Origin of the sequence: Bordetella genomosp. 11 (assembly GCF_002261215.1) — a bacterium.
GTDB lineage: Bacteria > Pseudomonadota > Gammaproteobacteria > Burkholderiales > Burkholderiaceae_B > Bordetella_C.
In genome coordinates this window covers 2,119,802-2,136,947 of sequence record NZ_NEVS01000004.1, presented here as the reverse complement: position 1 = coordinate 2,136,947, position 17,146 = coordinate 2,119,802, and the positions used below count along the sequence as shown (strand labels likewise).

The 17,146-nt window shown below is 68.6% G+C and carries 11 protein-coding genes; 1 reads left to right on the top strand and 10 read right to left on the bottom strand.

Going from position 1 to position 17,146, the window contains the following annotated elements:
* Positions 1–14: 14 nt before the first annotated feature.
* Complete coding sequence (gene ypfH / locus CAL28_RS17165; protein ID WP_094842500.1) at positions 15–716, top strand: esterase; 702 nt, start codon at positions 15–17, stop codon at positions 714–716.
* 43 nt (positions 717–759) lie between these two features.
* Here the strand turns inward: ypfH and CAL28_RS17160 are convergent, their stop codons facing one another.
* The 10 genes from CAL28_RS17160 to glgB form a co-directional block, all read right to left on the bottom strand.
* Positions 760–2,214: an efflux transporter outer membrane subunit gene (locus CAL28_RS17160; protein WP_094844685.1), complete on the bottom strand. Its 1,455-nt coding sequence runs from the start codon at positions 2,212–2,214 to the stop codon at positions 760–762.
* A 13-nt stretch (positions 2,215–2,227) separates the two neighbouring features.
* Positions 2,228–3,139: an efflux RND transporter periplasmic adaptor subunit gene (locus tag CAL28_RS17155; protein WP_094842499.1), complete on the bottom strand. Its 912-nt coding sequence runs from the start codon at positions 3,137–3,139 to the stop codon at positions 2,228–2,230.
* Positions 3,136–3,354 (bottom strand): DUF1656 domain-containing protein, encoded by a 219-nt coding sequence (locus tag CAL28_RS17150; protein ID WP_094842498.1) that lies wholly within the window; start codon positions 3,352–3,354, stop codon positions 3,136–3,138. Before CAL28_RS17150 ends, CAL28_RS17155 begins: the two co-directional genes overlap by 4 nt.
* Positions 3,351–5,417: an FUSC family protein gene (locus CAL28_RS17145; protein WP_094842497.1), complete on the bottom strand. Its 2,067-nt coding sequence runs from the start codon at positions 5,415–5,417 to the stop codon at positions 3,351–3,353. Before CAL28_RS17145 ends, CAL28_RS17150 begins: the two co-directional genes overlap by 4 nt.
* Positions 5,414–5,899 carry a MarR family winged helix-turn-helix transcriptional regulator gene (locus CAL28_RS17140; protein WP_094842496.1) on the bottom strand — a complete coding sequence of 162 codons (486 nt, stop codon included), beginning with the start codon at positions 5,897–5,899 and terminating at the stop codon, positions 5,414–5,416. Before CAL28_RS17140 ends, CAL28_RS17145 begins: the two co-directional genes overlap by 4 nt.
* A gap of 249 nt (positions 5,900–6,148) precedes the next feature.
* Positions 6,149–8,848: a malto-oligosyltrehalose synthase gene (gene treY, locus CAL28_RS17135; protein ID WP_094842495.1), complete on the bottom strand. Its 2,700-nt coding sequence runs from the start codon at positions 8,846–8,848 to the stop codon at positions 6,149–6,151.
* Positions 8,845–10,977 (bottom strand): 4-alpha-glucanotransferase, encoded by a 2,133-nt coding sequence (gene malQ, locus CAL28_RS17130; protein WP_217906587.1) that lies wholly within the window; start codon positions 10,975–10,977, stop codon positions 8,845–8,847. The genes treY and malQ overlap by 4 nt, the downstream gene beginning before the upstream one ends.
* Positions 10,974–12,812, bottom strand: coding sequence for a malto-oligosyltrehalose trehalohydrolase (gene treZ / locus CAL28_RS17125; protein WP_094842494.1), 1,839 nt, complete (start codon positions 12,810–12,812; stop codon positions 10,974–10,976). Before treZ ends, malQ begins: the two co-directional genes overlap by 4 nt.
* Complete coding sequence (gene glgX, locus CAL28_RS17120) at positions 12,809–14,914, bottom strand: glycogen debranching protein GlgX (RefSeq protein ID WP_094842493.1); 2,106 nt, start codon at positions 14,912–14,914, stop codon at positions 12,809–12,811. The genes treZ and glgX overlap by 4 nt, the downstream gene beginning before the upstream one ends.
* Before the next feature lie 7 nt (positions 14,915–14,921).
* Entirely contained in the window at positions 14,922–17,135 is a 2,214-nt protein-coding gene (gene glgB, locus CAL28_RS17115; RefSeq protein WP_094842492.1) for a 1,4-alpha-glucan branching protein GlgB, read from the bottom strand.
* Positions 17,136–17,146 lie beyond the last annotated feature (11 nt).

Here is a 17,146-nt window from a genome sequence, read left to right as displayed (position 1 = left end):
AACCGGAGCAGCCTATGAGTTTTTCCAGCGACATCGAATACGTGCCCGTGGATGGCGAGGTGCGCCAATTGTTCATCCTGCTGCACGGCGTGGGCGGTACGCCCGCCGATATGCGGGACCTCGCCGCGGGGGTGCGGCACGCCTTTCCGCAATCGGCCATCGTGGTGCCCGCGGGCTTTGAACCTTTCGACGGGGCGGGCGACGGCCGCCAATGGTTTTCGGCGCGCGGCATCGGCGAGGACAACCTTTCCGCGCGGGTGGCCGGCGCCCTGCCTGCCCTGGTGGCGTATGTGCGCGCCGCGCAGCTGCGCTTTCATCTTCTGCAAAGCGACACGGCATTGGCCGGGTTTTCGCAGGGCGCCATCATGGCGCTGGAAGCCACCGCCGCGCACGACGGATTGGCGGGGCGCGTGCTGGCCTTTTCCGGCCGCTATGCGTCCATGCCCAACAGCCCGCCGCAATACACCACCATCCATTTGCTGCATGGGGCCGACGATAGCGTCATCCCGGTCGACCATGCGCGCCAGGCGCAGGCGCGCCTGGATGCCTTGCATGGCGATTCCACGATAGACATCGCCACGCGCGTGGGCCATGAGCTGCATCCTGCCTTGATCGAGCGCGCCGTCGTGCGCTTGCAGACCTGCGTCCCGCTGCGCAGCTGGGAGGCCGCGCTGGGCCTGAACCAGTCCGCGCCGCCCGGGACGATGCTGCACTAGGCAGTTTGAATGCGCGGCTTCGATGCGCGGCCAGCCGGGCGGATCAGCGCGCCGCCGTCCGGCCGTCGGCGTCCGGCGTCTGCCAGCCGCCGCCCAGCGCCAGGAATAGCGTGATCTGGTCGTTGGCCAGGTCGGCCCGCGATGCGGCCAGGGCGCTTTCGTTGCTGGCCAACGTGCGTTCGGCATCGAGGACCGTCAGGTAGTCCGTCTTGCCGTACTGGTACAGCGTGCGCGCCTGTCGCGCCGCCTCGGCGCTTTGGTCGCGCGCAGCGCGCAGGGAAGCATCGCGATCCAGCTGCCGCGCGTAGATCTCCAGCGCGCTTTCGGTTTCGCGCAGCGCGTTCAGCACGGTGGCGTCGAAGCGCGCGTAGGCCGCCCGGGTATTGGCCTGAGCTTCGGCGATGCGGGCCTGTACCGCGCCGGTGTTGGGGATGGTCCAGGAAATCAGCGGTCCCATGCTCCAGCTGAAGGTGCTGGCATCGCCGAAGAATTTGGCCGGTCCCGCGGATCCAGCGGACAGCCCCAGCGTGATCTTCGGGTAGAGATCGCCCGTGGCCACGCCGATGCGGGCGTTGGCGGCGGCCAGGCTGCGTTCGGCCTGACGGATATCCGCGCGGCGGCGCAGCAGCGCGGCCCCGTCGCCGACCGGGATGGGCTGGCGCAGCGCGGGAACGGTGGCGCAGTTCGTCAGTTCCGGCGGAAACCGGGCAGGCGTATCGCCCGTCAACGTGGCCAGCTGGAACAGCGCGGTGCGCCGTTGTGCCTCCAGGGGCGGCAGGTTGGCGCGCAGTTGCTCCAGCTGGCTGCGGGCGCGCGTGACGTCCAGCGTCGTGCCGCGCCCCAGGCGTTGCAGCCGTTCGGTGGCCTGCAGCGATTGATCCTGTACGTCGACGGAATGCCGGGCCGACTCCAGCTGCATTCCCGCGGCGCAGGCCGTCGTGTAGGCACGGGTGGTCTGCGCGGCGACGGCGGCGCGCGTGGCGTCGTAGGCGGCCTGTGCCGCCTCGCGGTCGTCGCCCGCGGCCTCGATCGCGCGCCGTATCTGCCCGACCAGGTCGACCTGATACGAGATGCCGGCGCTGCCGCTGTAGGACCAGGCGTTCGGCGGGCGGTAGTCCGGCGCCAGTTCCTGGATGCCGGACACGTGGCCGTAGGTGGGCGATGCGCTGACGGTGGCGCCGGGCCGGGTTTGCGCCTGCGCTTCGCGCAGGATCGCGTCGGCGTGTTCCAGGTTGGCCGCCGCCACGCGCAGATCCGTGTTGGCATCCAGCGCCTTGGCGACTTGCGCGTTCAAGGCCGGGTCATCGTAAAGCTGCCACCAGTCTCCGGGCACCGCCCGGGCCAGGAATGCCGCGTTGCCTTGGGCGCCCATAAAGGGCGCGGAGGAAGCGGGCCGGTTGACGACCGCGGAATCCGGTATGCGGTAATCGGGACCGACCGTGGCGCAGGCTGCCAGCGTGGCCGTGGCCGCCGCGGCGAGTGCATGGCGTATGAACATCATGATGCCAACCTCAGTCCGATATCCGCGCGGTCCTGGCCGGCGCATCGGCGTCGGCCACCGACACCGTGGCGGTCTGTCCGGCCACCAGCCGTACCCCATCGGGCACCTCGTCGATGTGCACCCGCACGGGAATGCGCTGCGCCAGCCGTACCCAGTTGAAGTTGGGATTGACATTCGGCAGCATGTTGGCCGCGCTGGTGCGGTCACGGTCGGCGATGCCCAGCGCGATGCTTTCCACATGGCCGCGCAGTACATGCGGCTCGCCCATCAGCGCAACGGTGACGCGGTCGCCTTCGTGGATGCGCGGCAGTTTCGTTTCTTCGAAGTAGCCTTCCACATAGAAGCTGCCGCCGTCCACCAACGCCATGACGGGACGGCCGGCCGCGGCGTAGGCGCCGACCCGCAGATCCAGGTTGGTGACACGGCCGTCCGTGGCCGCCACGATGCGGCTGCGCTGCAGATTCAGGCTGGCGACCTCCAGGGACACCTTGGCCTGCGCGAGCTCGGCTTGCGCCTGTTCCACGCGGGTCTGGCTTTGTTCGCGCGCTTCGGCGGATACGAGCTGTCCCAGTTCCCGGTTGCGCCGCGCGTCGCGCGTGGCCTGCTGCAGCGCCACCGTCTGCGCGGCGACGGCCGCCTTGGCCTGGTCATAGGCCAGCTGGAAACGGGCGCGGTCGATTTCGAACAGGACATCGCCGGCCTTGACGTCCTGGTTGTCCCGCACCGGGACGGCGGTGACCAGGCCCGACACATCGGGGGCCACCTGGACGACATAGGCTTTGACCCGGCCGTCGCGCGTCCAGGGCTCCAGCTCGTAGTGCGCCCATAGATGCCGGCCGGCAACGATGGCGGCGACCACCAGCAAGGCCGTGAACGCGAACCGGATCCAGGCGAGGGGGCCGGGCAAGGCAGGAAGCTTCATGAAATTCTCGAAGAAACGTACGGTGAAATCCAGACCACGCCGTACAGCAACAGGACGTACAAGGCCAGATCGAACAGGGCGGGATGCCATACCAGGCGATAGACGCCGGTCAGCGCCAGCAGGCGGCGCACGAACCACGACAGGCCGAGTGTCAGGATGGCCAGGATCAGCAGCCAGGGCATGTAGATGCCGTAGAGACTGACTTCGCCGATCATGACGAGGCTCCCGGCTGCAAGCGGGGCGCGGCGGCCGTTGCCGCAAGCGCCGGTACGTAGTCGGACGCCTGAGGGATCAGTCCGCGCCGCAGGCCGACCAGCGCAACGATGGCGCGTTCGCGGGCCGAGCCGGCCGGCGTGGCATTCACGCGCGACAGGGCCTGGTCCAGGCGCGGGAGGAATGCATCGGGGATCGCCTCGCGCCCATGGATGCGGCCGCGGAACCAATCGCCCAGGCACGACAGCACCGGCCGGATCGTGGCGTCGGCGATGGGCAGGTCGCGGCGGGCGCGCTGCAGTTCGGCGATCTCGTTGCCGACCCGCAGGTCGAGCAAGGTGTCCTCCGCCACGGAGGAGTCGTTCGGGCCGCCCGCCGCCAGGCGGGTGTAGAGCAGGCCGATGCGATCCAGCATGCGGACCGTATGGCTGTTGCCGGTGGGCGGGCGATCCGCCGTCGCCATATGGGCCAGTTCGCGCCAGTTCGCCGCCTGGATGCGCCGCGCACTGTATTCGGTGCTGATCCTGCGCAGCAGCGCGGCCACCAGCGCCGCGCTGCCCACGCCTACGATCTGCGCGATCATCGTGTCCAGGAAGGACACCACGTCGGCGGTGTTGGTGTCGTGCAGGGCAAGCGTGCCGGAAATGCCGAAAAACACCGCCATGGCCTTGCCCGTGCTGGCCGGCCGCGCGAGGTAAACACCGCACACGAAACATACCGGAAACATCGTCAGCGCCACCATCTCGAAGGAGTGCACGGCGGGCAGGACGCACAGCAGGTAGACGGCGGAGATCGGGATCGACACCACCGTGTAGAGCAGGAACTGCCTGATGCCCGGGACGGGGTCGTCCTGCGACGCGAAAAAGCAGCTGAAGACGGCCGCCATCAGCGCCGCCGTGGCGCCGTTGGTCCACGCCGTGCCGATCCAGAACGCACACACCGCGCCGATCGCCACCGCCGCCGAGACGGACGACAGCAAGGCGATGCCATGGTCGTGATGCAGGGCGCGATTGGACGTCGCGGCCTGGCGCCGGATGCGCACCGGCGCGCCCGCGAGACCGTCCTGGATATCGCGGCGCAGGGCGAAGCCGCGTTCGCAGTGGCCGATCAGCTCGCGCAGGCGTGCCGCCAGGCTGACCAGCAACAGATCGTGCCAGTCGCTGTCCGCGTGGATTTCCGGCGCCACGTTGGCCGCGCGCTCGCGCAGCGCGGCGGCCGCGGCCTGGTCGCCGCGCGGACCCGCCTGCACCCAGGCCGATATATCGTCCAGCAGCGCGGGCAAGTCCGCCGGCAGCGGACGCCCCGAGGCCCGCAGCGCGCGCAGGCGGTCTTCCAGCGAGGATATGGTGGGCGTCAGGGCCGCCATGCGATCCTGCATGGCCATCACGGAACGCGCGGTCCAGCGTATGTTGCCGGTGTCGTAAGGCACATGCGTGGCGAGCAGGCGCAGCTGGGTAATATCGTTGGCAAGCGCCCGGCGATCGCGCGCGCTTTGGGACACCGTGTCGCCCCGCAGCGCGTCCTGTATCCATATGCGGGCGTCGCGCAAGGCCTGGTCGAGCTTGCCGACCACCGCGCCGCCGATGCCGCGCGGCAGGATCAGGCTGTGGGCGAGCATGGCGCACAGGATGCCGGCGGCGATTTCCTCCACCCTGGCCAGCCCGGTATCGAAGACGGTCTCGGGCGCGGTCACGCTGGGCAGTCCGATCATGGCCGCCGTATAGCCGGCCAGCATGAACAGGTAGGAGCGCGGCGTGCGGTCGAGCACGGCGAGATACAGGCACACGCCTACCCACAGCGACAGGGCCAGTACCATGAGCACCGGATAGTCGGCCAGCCTGGGCACCAGGTACACGACTGCCGCGCAGCCGAAGAACGTGCCGACCAGCCGGAACAGGGCCTTGGAGCGCACGGCTCCCGCCCAAGGCTGCGAAACGATATACGCGGTGGTAACTGCCCAGAAAGGACGGGGCAGGTCGAGCCGCATGGACAGGTAAAGCGCCGCCATCGCGCCGATATAGGCCTTGATGGAGAACAGCGATTCTTCCGCCGTCGGCAGTTTCATTGCTTGCGCTCCTGCCGGGCGCCCGTTACCGGAATCGGTTCGATGTGGGCCAGCGATGCCTTGACCTGTTCGAAGACGCGGATGCAGGCCTCGGCATCGGCTGCATCCACCCCGCGAAACACCTGCCGCCGCAGGTGCACCAGCATTTGTTCCACACGTTCGCGCAGCGCATGCCCGGCGGGTGTCAGATGCAGCGTCTTGGCGCGGCGGTCCAGCGCGTCCTCGCGGCGTTCGATCAGGCCGGCGGTTTCCAGCTGGTCCACCACGCGGACCAGCGAAGGTCCTTCCACGCCCATGGCTTCGGCCAGGACGCCCTGGCGCACGCCGTCGCCCAGGCGTCCGACCCAGATAACGGGCCAGGCAGTGGCCTGCGACAGGCCGTAGTCAGCCAGGGCCTTGTCCGCCGCGGCGCGATAGGCGCGATGTATCACCAGCATGTGGGCGGTCAGGACCGCTAGTCGGGTGTCGGAGGGCTTTTTCATGAAAAAGATTTTAAGCTAACTAATAGGATCCTATCTATTTCAGGAAGATGGAAAACTGTTTTTCACCAGGGCGATTGCTACGCGCGCGATGGCGTGAAAGCGGCTGGGCATGGGAGGTCCCACATGAGCACGGCACGGGACCGCCAGGCGCGCAAGGGCGCGCCGGTCCGCATGCGGCCCTGTCCGGGCTGCATGCGGCATGCCGCCGGGCGGCGGCGAAATCCGGTCGCGTGGCCGCCGGGCGGCGGATCAGTCAGGTATCAGCAGCGCTACCGGAAAATCCGCCAGGGCTTCGCCCAGCGGCAGGATGCTGTCGGCGCCCACGCGGCGCTCGCGGCCGCTGAGCGCATCGCGCAGCATCACACCGGCATAGCGGTGCGGTAGGACGACCGCCGTCGTATCCCAGAAATCGCTGTCGATTCGCGGCAGGGCGGTGGGCGCAGCCGAGGGATCGTCGCCCGCTTCCGTGCGCAGGGCCTGGCCGCACAGCCGCGGCGCCAGGACGAAGACGCACCTGTCCTCCACGCACCGCACGAAAGCCAGGACATGGGCGCCGCGCGGCCCCAGGATGGGCAGGGGAACGTAGCCGCCCCGCGCGAAGATGTCGGCGTGATCGTGCCGTGCGCGCAGGGCGCCGCGCACGATCGCCTGTTTGATGCGGCCATCGCGCCAGTTGGCCAGCAGCGCGTCGGGGTCGGCGGCATCGGATGCATCCAGCGCCGCCATGCGTGCGTCGTAGTCGACGGGGGTGCGGTTGTCGGGATCGACCAGGCTGAAATCCCAGAACTCCGTGCCTTGATACAGGTCGGGCACGCCCGGGACGGTCATGCGCAAGAGTGTCTGCGACAGGCTGTTGACGATACCCGCCGGTGCAATGCGCGCCGCGAAGGCCGCCAGTTCCAGGGCCGGGGCATCCGGCTCCTGGGCGGGTTCCAGCAGCTTGCGCAGTACGTCTTCGCAGGCGGTTTCATAGGTCGCGTCCGGCACCACCCAGCTGGTGCGCAGCTTGGCTTCGCGCAGGGATTTCTGCTGCCAGGCCGACACCCGGTCGCCGAAGGCGCGCAGGCCGGCCGCATCGTCCGGGCGCAGCGTCAGGGGCCAGGCGCCCACCAGGGTCTGCAGCAGCATGTACACGTCCGCCGGATGCGGCGATACGGTGCCGGCGCCGCTGTACGTGGCCGGCACATGCCGGTTCATCCAGTCCATGACGGTATCGGACCACAGCGCCGATACCTCGCTCAATGCGGCCAGGCGGGCACGCGTGTCCTCGCCGCGCTTATGGTCGTGGGTGGCGGTGGCCACCATGGCGTCCGGGAAATGCCGTCCGCGCGCCGCGCAGCGGCGGTGGAAGACGTCGGGCGCCATGCTGAACAGCGCGGGATCGGCGCCGACTTCGTTGCGCGACAGCAGCCGTCCGTAGCGGTAGAACGCCGTGTCCTCCAGCGACTTCGCCGTCAACGGAGGCGTAAGCTGCTGGAAGCGGCGTATGGCCTCGCGCCGCGCGAGGCATTCCTCCGGCGGGAAGTTTTCCGGGGGTTCGCCGCCCAGCCAGCCCGACATCAATTGCAGCAGCGGGCCATCGTCGCCGTCGCGGTCCAGCCGTATGCGGGCATGCGCCTGCGTGGCGGCGTGCTCGAACCGCACGCGGTCCATGTGATGCCAGCCGCGCTCGTCCGCGTAGATGCGGTACACCGGGAACACCGACAACAGATCCCACAGGACGCGCAGAATGGCGGATTCGCCCCAGTCGCGCGTACGCAGGTCCAGGCGCGCCACACGATGCAGCGCGCGCGCGGCGGCCAGCCGTTCCGCCGGGAAGTGGCGCAACAGCATCAGGTCGCGCGCCTCGTTCGCCACGGCGGAAAACGGCCGCGGATCGCCGGACAGGCGGTCCCACAGGTCGGTCAGCGTCTGTTCTCCGGCGGGGTCGTGCAGCACCGCGCCTGCCTGGCTCATGAAGTCATAGCCGGTCGTGCCGTCGACCTGCCAGCGATCGTCCAGCGTTTCGTCGTCGGCCAGGATTTTTTCGATGACCAGATAGGGCTCGTGCGCACGCAGGGACTCCGGCCGTCGCGCCACGCGTTCGGCCAGCGCCGCCCGCAGGCGGCCGCAGTAGCCGATGGGGTCGCTTAGCCCATCCACGTGATCCACGCGCACGCCGTCGATCAGCCCTTCCTCGTAGAAGCGCAGCGTCATCGCATGCACGGCATCGAATACGTCGGGCCTATCCACGCGTACACCGATCAGATCGCTGATCTCGAAGAAGCGCCGCCAGTTGATTTCTTCGGGCGCGGCGCGCCACCACGCCAACCGGTAATGCTGGCATTCGAGCAAGGCATGCAGGCGTTCGCGACCCGCTTCCGTGGCGGGATCGAAGTCGGCCAGGCCGCCGGCATCGCGGGGTCCGTGCGTCCGCAGGCTGTCGGCGTTCAAGGGATAGGGGGTACCGTGGACATCCAGCTCGAAACGGCCGGCGGCGGCATCGTGACGCAGCGTGATATCGCCCGCGGCCAGCGCCTCGCCGTAGGGCTTGCCCAGGAACGGCGCCAGTACTTTGCCCTGCAGTTCCTTGTCGACACCGTCCCATGCGATATCGAACCATTCCGCATGCGGACTGGCGCGGCCATGTTCGAGAATACTGTGCCACCACGGATTGTCGGTACTGGTCGCCATGTGGTTGGGCACGATATCGACGATCAGGCCGAGCCCGGCCGTGCGCGCGGTGGCGGCCAGCTCGCGCAGCGCCGCTTCGCCGCCCAGTTCGGGATTGACCTGTGCATGATCGACCACGTCGTAGCCGTGCTGGGACCCGGCGCGGGCGCGCGTGATGGGCGACAGGTACAGGTGGCTTACCCCCAGTCGGGCGAAGTAGGGCACCCGGTCGCGGGCATCGGACAGCGTGAAATCCTTGTGCAACTGCAGGCGGACGGTGGCGCGCGGGGGGCTCATGGGGTACTCCGTGTGTGGGCGACCGCGTCGGCGCGCCGGCGGGTGGCTTCGCTGTCGAAGAGCCTGGCGGCATCGGCGCCCAACCGGCGGCGCCAGTTCGGGTGCTGGTCCGTCGTGCCCGGCAGGTTCGGCTGTTCGTTCAGCCCGAGCAAATCCTCGGCGGGCACCAGCATCAGGGGCGAGGGCGTCTGCGAGACGAACCGCAGGACGTCTTCGATGGGGGCTTCCGGCGGCGGCTCGTGAGGGGCGTCGTGCGCGACGCATCCGGCCTGGCGCAGCGCGTGCCAGAGGGCGCCGCGATCGCGCGCGCGCTGCTCGTGCATGCCGTTCTCGTGCTCGTCGTCGCCCAGCAGGCCCAGGCGGGCGCGCCAGCCGATGTCGGTACCGGTCCACCACCCGGCCACGGTGGGCAGATCGTGCGTGGTGGTCAGGGCGACGGAGGACGCGGGCCAGGACGGCGGCGGCATAAAAGGCGTGGGATCGCTCCAGCCTTCGCGCTGGAACCAGAGCACGCTCATGCCCATCATGCCGGCGCGCTCGATGCGGTCGTTGAATCCCTCCGGCACGGTACCGAGGTTTTCGCCGACGACGATGGCGCGGTGGCGCCACGCCTCCAGCGCGACCAGGCGCAGCATGTCTTCGAGCGGGTAGCGCAGATAGGCGCCGTCCTTCGGCGATGCGTCGCGCGGCACCAGCCACATGCGCGCCAGGCCCAGTACATGGTCGATGCGCACGCCGCCCGTATGCGCCAGCGAAGCGCGCAGCATTTCGCGGAAGGCCGCATAGTGGTTCAGGCGCAAGGACCGCGGCGAAAACGCGGTCAGGCCCCAGCTTTGCCCCAGCGGGTTGTAGACGTCCGGCGGCGCGCCGGGCGACAGGTCGGACAGGATGTCGGCCTGCCGGCTCCATGCATGGCTGCCGCCGGGGTCGGTACCCACCGCCAGGTCGCTGATCAGGCCGATGGCCATGCCGGCATCGCGGGCGGCATGTTGCGCGTGGGCGAGCCCGCGCGCCGCCAGCCATTGCAGGAAGATGTGATACGCGACTTCCTTGTCGTGCGCATGCGCCCATGCCCTGACACCGGCCCCCGTGGGATCGCGCAGGTCGGCGGGCCAGTGGCGCCAGTCCGTCGCATCGCCCAGCGGCGGAAGGTGCCGCGCATGCAGCGCCTCGAAGCGCGCGTGGCTTTCCAGCGGCTCGCCGCCCGCCCTGCGGAAGGTATCGAAATCGGCATGCAGGGCAGGGCTGCCGTCGGCGCGGAATTCCTCGTAGAGGCGCCGCAGCAGTTTCATGCGCAGGCGCGCCACGGCGGGCCAATCGATCAGGGGCAGGTCGTCCAGGCGCAGGATCTCGTCGCCAAGGCTCAGGGCGTCCAGCGCGGCGCCGACGGCCGGCTCTCCCAGCAGGTGGCAGGGATCGGCGTAAAGGCTGTTCAGGAACAGCCGGCTGGATGGGGCATAGGGGCTGTAGCGGCCGGGATCGGCGGCGAACATGGCATGCACCGGACTGATCGCGAGTGCCTGCGCGCCGCGGGCCGCGGCCGCGCCGGCCAATTGCGCCAGGGCGGTGAAATCGCCCAGTCCGGACGCGCGGGCCGGCCTGGCGTCGTGCGCCCGGCGCAGGCTGTATAGCTGCACCGCCACGCCCCAGGCGCGGGGCGTCGCGGTTTCCATGGCATCGCCGACGCCGGGACAGCGATGCGGCGCGACCGCCAACGTCCATTCGCGGCCATCGCCGCGCAGGCGGTAATAGCCGGGGGTATCGAGAGGAGGCAGGTGAGCGGTGTCGTCCTCCACGCCATGGGCGGTCAGCTCGCGTACCTGGCCCGTTTCGTCGGCCAGTTCGAAGCGCATGTCGCGCACGCCGCGCAGCACAATGGGCGCGCCGGCGTCGATGATGACGAAGTCCTCGTGTCCTTCGCGTTCATGGGCCAGCCGGCCGAAGCTGTCGCGTATCTGTTCGGCGCTGCCCGCAGGCAGCTCCAGCGCCTGGAGCAGGGCGCGCATGGCGTCGTCGCCCACCCGCTGCGGCCGGCCGCGGGCGTCGGTCCAGTGGACGGCGATGCCCGCCCGTTCGGCCAGCATCGCCAGCGCCTGATGTTCGTCCTGCGGAATCGCGAGCCCGCTCATGCCAGCTCCTTCAACAAAGCCACCGTTGCGCCGTGCTGCAGCAGGCCATCGTACAGCGCGCGGCCGGCGCCTGTCTCGCTTTCGAAGAGCAGAACTTCCTCTCCGCGGTCCTCCTGCAGCCAGTCGGGGCGCAGGTCCACCGAGCCCAGGTTCACGTACAACGACAGCACGGCGCCGTCGCCCAGCAGCCATTGCGCCACGACCGCGCGCAGGCCCAGGACGTGGGCGCCGAGGGAGTGGGCGTCTTCCAGCCGCGGCACGATCACGCGTTGCCGCAGTTGCAGCAGGTTCTGGTAGTAGTCCATCCATTCCGGGTCCGCCGGCGCGAGGTAAGGGTTGGACCGGTTATAGGTCTCCGGGTCGTTGGGGTCCGGAATGCGGTCGCGTGTGTCGGCATGGGCGAAGGCGCGGAATTGCTCGAACTCCTTGCGCCTGCCGTCGCGCACCGCCTGCGCCAGCTGCGGATCGGTGTGGCTGGTGAAGTACAGGAAGGGCGTCGTGGAACCGCGTTCTTCCCCCATGTAGATCAAGGGAATCTGCGGCGCGAGCAGCAAGAGCGCGACAGCCGCGCGCAAAGGCCGGGTGTCGCCGCGCAACAGCGAGATCAGTCGTTCTCCCATGGCGCGGTTGCCGGCCTGGTCGTGGTTCTGCAGGAACAGCACGAAGGAGGTAGGCGGCAAATGGGCGCTCGGTTCGCCGCGCGGCGCGCCGCCACGATGCTGCGAGGCTTCGCCCTGGTAGATGAAGCCGTCGGTCAAGGCACGGGTCAGCCGCTGCGCGGGATGCATGGCGTAGTCGGCGTAATAGCCTTCGCTTTCGCCCGTCAGCAACTGATGCAGCACGTGGTGGCCGTCGTCGTTCCACTGTGCCTGATAGCCGTGTTCCAGCGGATGGACCTGGTTGTCGTCGTTCTCCAGCACCAGGTGAACCAGCCGGTCGGCGGGCAGATGCGCGCGCACGAAGCCGGCCATTTCCTCCAGCCAGCCCGTATCGCGGATGGCGTGCACCGCGTCCAGGCGCAGGCCGTCGAAACGGTATTCGTCAAGCCAGTACAGCGCGTTTTCGGCGAAGAACTGCCGCACCGCGCGGCGGCGGAAGTCGATGGCCACGCCCCAGGGCGTATGCAGATCGGTGCGGAAGAAATCGGCGGCATAGGCCGACAGGTAATTGCCATCCGGCCCGAAGTGGTTGTAGACCACGTCCAGGAACACCATCAATCCCAGCCCGTGCGCCGTATCGATCATGCGCTTCAGTTCGTCGGGGGTGCCGTAGGCGCAGTCCGGCGCATAAGGCAGTACCCCGTCGTAGCCCCAGTTGCGCGGCCCGGGAAAGTCCGCGATGGGCATCAGCTCGATCGCCGTGATGCCCAGCTCGGCGAGCTCGGGCAGGCGCTGTTCGATACCGGCGTAGCCGCCGGCCAGCCCGGCGTGGACTTCATAGATGACCGTTTCGTGCCAGGGGCGCCCGCGCCAGCCGGTGTTGCACCAGGGGTAGGAATCGGGGGCGATGACGACGCTGTCGTCGTGGACATCGCCGGCCTGCAGGCGCGAGGCGGGGTCGGGCACGCTGAGGTCCGGGGCCACGCGGTAGCGGTAGCGCGTGCCGGGCGGGCAGGGGGTCTGGATCTCGTAGAAGCCGTCGCCGACGTCGGACATCGGCAGCGGGTCGCGCCCGGCGATCTCCAGGCGGACGCCGTCTTTGGCGTTGGGCGCCCAGATGCGGAACCGGGTCAGTCCGCTGGGCAAATGCCAGGCGCCGAAAGCGGGCAGGGACGCGGCACGGGCGCCGCCGTCCCGGGGTTTGTCCGTCTCTGCGGATGTGTCGATGCTAGTCATGCATGCTCCCTGCGCGGATACCCGCTCAATAGCGCAATCCCGTGCGCGTGCATCGTCACGTGATGGCCATGAATGTTGTGTTCCGGCACCTCCGGCCGCGTCGAATCGGCCAGCATGCGCCACGTCATATCGTTCGGCAGCGCGAAGGACACGTCGCTGCCGCTGCCATTGATCAATGTCAGCGTGACGTCCAGCCCGTCGCGCGTGCCGATCGCCCTCCGCAAGCCCAGGGCCCGGCCCTCGGGATCGTGCCAGGCTTCTTCCGTCATGGGATGGCCGTTCACGTCGAACCAGGTGACACCGGCCATGCCCGGCGCGGTCTCCTGATGCGCGTGCATGTAGCGCGTGCTGCGCAGGCTGGCGTGCTCGCGCCGGCAGGCGGCAATGCGGGCCACGAAGGCGGTCAGGTCGCGCCCGTCCTGGCTCCCGGCCTGCTCCCAGTCCAGCCAGGACAGGGCGTTATCCTGGCAATAGGCATTGTTGTTGCCGTCCTGGCTGTTGCCGAACTCGTCGCCCGACAGCAGCATGGGCGTGCCGTAGGAGAGCAGTACCGTGGCCAGCAGGGCGCGCTGGATGCGGCGTCGCACGTGCTGGATCTGCGGGTCGTCGGTCGGCCCTTCGGCACCCCAGTTGCGGCTGCAATTCTCGTTATGGCCGTCGCGGCCGCCTTCCAGGTTGGCCTCGTTGTGCTTTTCGTTGTAGCTGACCACGTCGCGTACCGTGAAGCCATCGTGCGCCGCGACGAAGTTGATCGAGGCCCACGGCCGCCGGTGGCGCCGGTCGAAGACGTCGCTGGAACCGGCCATGCGCTCGGCCAGGCTGCCGCGCTGGCCGGGATCGCCGCGCCAGAAGCGCCGCACCGTATCGCGGAACTTGTCGTTCCATTCGGCGAAGCCGGGTGGATGCTGGCCCAGCTGGTAGCCATCCGGCCCGATGTCCCAGGGTTCGGAAATCAGTTTCAGGCGCGAGAGCACCGGGTCCTGCAGGATGGCATCGAAGAAGCCCGATCCGGGATCGAAACCGGTGCCTTCCCGGCCCAGCGTCACCCCAAGATCGAAACGGAAGCCGTCCACGCGATATGACGTGGCCCAGTGGCGCAGCGAATCCAGCACCATCTGCAGCACGCGCGGATGCGACAGGTTCACCGTATTGCCGCAGCCGGTATCGTTGATGTAGTAGCGCTCGTCGCCGGGGATCAGCCGGTAGTAGCTGGCATTGTCCAGGCCGCGCCAGGAAAAGGTGGGCCCCAGTTCGTTGCCTTCGCAGGTATGGTTGTAGACCACGTCCAGGATGACTTCGATACCCGCGGCCTGCAGGCGGCGGATCGCCATGCGCAGCTCGTTCGGGTCGCCCTGCGGAAGGTAGGCCGGCTCGGGCGCGAAGTACGACAGCGTGCTATAGCCCCAATAGTTGCTTAGCCCTTTTTCCACCAGGAACTTATCCTGCAGGAAGGCATGGACCGGCAGCAGCTCGATGGCTGTCGCGCCGATCTTGCACAAATGGTCGATGAAGCGCGGATTCGACAGCGCGCTGACGGTGCCGCGCATGTGCGGCCAGATATCGTCGCGGCGCATCGAGACACCGCGCACGTGGGCCTCGTAGATAACCGTGTTTTCCCACGGCGTATGCGGCCGCCTGCTTTCGCTCCAGTTGAAGGTTTCGTCGGTCACGACCCCTTTGGGCATGGCGGGGGCGCTGTCGCGGCGATCCGGCATCAGGTCGCCGCGCGCGTGGCCGACGCGATACCCGAACAGGGCGTCGGTCCAGCGCAGCGGGCCGACCAGCTGCCGCGCGTAGGGGTCCAGCAGCAGCTTGTGCGGATTGAAGCGATGGCCGTGGCGGGGATCGTAGGGGCCGTAGGCACGGTAGCCGTACACCAGCCCGGGGGCGGCGTCCGGCAGGTAGCCGTGCCAGATCTCGTCGGTGCACTCGGGCAGCGGCATGCGGCGGATCTCCTTGCGGCCGCGTGCATCGAAGATGCACAGGTCGATCCGGCTCGCGTTGGCGGAGAAGACCGCGAAGTTGACACCCAGCCCATCGCTGGACGCCCCCAAAGGATAGGGCAGTCCCGGCAAGAGCCGGTCGGGAAGCGGACCAGGCATGGGCGGTCTATCCTTGCAGCTCGAATATCACCGTGGCCAGGGGCGGAAGCGTCAGGGATAGCGACTGCGCCTGCCCATGTCCGCCGACCTCGTCGGTATGCCGGCCGCCGCCGTTGCCGACGCCGGATCCACCGTAATCCGCCGCATCGGTATTCAGCCGCTCGCGCCACCAGCCCGCGCGCGGCACGCCGATGCGATAGTCATGGCGCGGCACGGGCGTCATGTTGCTGACGGCCAGCACCAGCCGGTCGCCATCCTTGCGCAGATAGGCAAAGACGCTGTTGGCGCTGTCGTCGCCCACCACCCAGTCGAAGCCGCTGGGATCGGTGTCGTGCCGGTGCAGCGCGGGCAGGTCCCGGTACAGACGATTCAGGTCGCGCACCAGATGCTGGACGCCACGGTGCAGCGTGTCGTCCAGCGCGGGCCAATCGAGGCTGGAATCGTGGTCCCATTCCCGCGCCTGCGCGATTTCGCCGCCCATGAACAGCAGCTTGCGGCCGGGATGGGTCCACATGAAACCGTAATAGGCACGCAGGTTGGCGAAGCGCTGCCAGCGGTCGCCCGGCATTTTGTTCAGCAGCGATCCCTTGCCGTGCACGACCTCGTCGTGCGACAGCGGCAGGATGAAGCGCTCCGAATACGCGTAGACCATGCCGAAGGTCATGTCGTGATGGTGATAACGGCGATGGATAGGGTCATGGTGCAGGTAGCGCAGCGTGTCGTGCATCCACCCCATGTTCCACTTGTACGTGAAGCCCAGGCCGCCGTCTTCGGGGCGCGCGGTGACGCCGGGCCAGGCCGTCGATTCCTCCGCCACGGTGATGGCGCCGGGACACAGCCGCATGACGGTGGCGTTCATGTCGCGCAGGAACTCGACGGCCTCCAGGTTCTCGCGCCCGCCGTAGCGATTCGGTATCCACTGGCCCGCTTCGCGACTGTAGTCGCGGTACAGCATGGAAGCCACCGCGTCCACGCGCAGGGCATCCACATGGTAGCGGCGTACCCATTCCAGCGCGCTGGCGACCATGAAGTTGCGGACCTCCGTGCGGCCCAGGTTGTAGATCAGCGTGTTCCAGTCGGGATGGAAGCCCTCGCGGGGATCGCTGTATTCGTAGAGCGCCGTGCCGTCGAATTGCGCCAGGCCGTGGGTATCGGTGGGGAAGTGGGCCGGCACCCAGTCCAGGATCACGCCCAGGCCGGCCGCGTGGCAGCGGTCGACGAAGCGGGCGAAGTCGGCCGGCGTGCCATAGCGCGCCGTGGGCGCGAAGACGCCCAGCGGCTGGTAGCCCCAGGATCCGCCGAAGGGATGCTCCATGATGGGCATCAGTTCGAGGTGCGTGAACCCCATATCGGTCGCGTAGGGCACCAGCCTGTCGCCCAATTGCTCCCAGACGCTGACATCCTGGGCGCCGTCGCGTGGCAGCCAGGATCCCGCATGCACCTCGTAGACCGAGATCGGCGCGTCCGGCGCATGGCGCGCGGCGCGGCTCGCCATCCATTCTTCGTCGGTCCATGAGAAGTCTCCGGGCGGCGGAACCACGGACGCCGTCGCGGGCGGCATCTCCGTCTGCCGCGCCAGGGGGTCGGCCTTCAGCGGAAGGACGTCGCCGCCCACGCCGACGACTTCATATTTGTAGCGTTCACCGGCGCGCAGGCGGGGGATGAACAGCTCCCAGACACCGGCGCTATGGCGCAGGCGCATGGGATGGCGCCGGCCGTCCCAGGAATTGAAATCGCCCACCACCGATACGCGGCGCGCGTTCGGTGCCCACACCGCGAAGCGCACGCCTTGCACGCCCTGCTCGGTGAGGATGTGCGAGCCCAGGCAGTCGGCCAGCGATTCGTGGCGGCCCTCGCGGATCAGGTGCAGGTCCAGGTCGCCCAGCAAGGTGCCGAAGGCGTAGGGGTCTTCCGTTTCCTGCACGGAGCCTCCCCAATCGATGCGCAAGCGGTAGGCGTCCGGCTGGCCGGCGGGTAGCCCGGCGGCCCGGGCCATGAAAAAACCATCGCGGATAGGCTGCATTTCGATGGCGGTGTCCGTGCCGGCGGGCAGCAGCGAGACACCGCGCGCGTTCGGCGCAAACACACGGACCACCGTGCTGTCGCCATCCGGATGGGCGCCAAGTGTGCCGAAGGGGTCGACATGCCGCCCCGTGAGCAGCATGTCGATATCCCCTTGCAAGGCATCGGGAGGCGTGGCGAAGGTGAAGGCGGGCGTCATAAAGCCGGTAT

Excerpts from the sequence above, each read along its gene's own strand:
- ypfH (WP_094842500.1), top strand. The coding sequence starts at position 15 with ATGAGTTTTTCCAGCGACATCGAATACGTGCCCGTGGATGGCGAGGTG.
- CAL28_RS17160 (WP_094844685.1), bottom strand. The coding sequence starts at position 2,214 with ATGTTCATACGCCATGCACTCGCCGCGGCGGCCACGGCCACGCTGGCA.
- CAL28_RS17155 (WP_094842499.1), bottom strand. The coding sequence starts at position 3,139 with ATGAAGCTTCCTGCCTTGCCCGGCCCCCTCGCCTGGATCCGGTTCGCG.
- CAL28_RS17150 (WP_094842498.1), bottom strand. The coding sequence starts at position 3,354 with ATGATCGGCGAAGTCAGTCTCTACGGCATCTACATGCCCTGGCTGCTG.
- CAL28_RS17145 (WP_094842497.1), bottom strand. The coding sequence starts at position 5,417 with ATGAAACTGCCGACGGCGGAAGAATCGCTGTTCTCCATCAAGGCCTAT.
- CAL28_RS17140 (WP_094842496.1), bottom strand. The coding sequence starts at position 5,899 with ATGAAAAAGCCCTCCGACACCCGACTAGCGGTCCTGACCGCCCACATG.
- treY (WP_094842495.1), bottom strand. The coding sequence starts at position 8,848 with ATGAGCCCCCCGCGCGCCACCGTCCGCCTGCAGTTGCACAAGGATTTC.
- malQ (WP_217906587.1), bottom strand. The coding sequence starts at position 10,977 with ATGAGCGGGCTCGCGATTCCGCAGGACGAACATCAGGCGCTGGCGATG.
- treZ (WP_094842494.1), bottom strand. The coding sequence starts at position 12,812 with ATGACTAGCATCGACACATCCGCAGAGACGGACAAACCCCGGGACGGC.
- glgX (WP_094842493.1), bottom strand. The coding sequence starts at position 14,914 with ATGCCTGGTCCGCTTCCCGACCGGCTCTTGCCGGGACTGCCCTATCCT.
- glgB (WP_094842492.1), bottom strand. The coding sequence starts at position 17,135 with ATGACGCCCGCCTTCACCTTCGCCACGCCTCCCGATGCCTTGCAAGGG.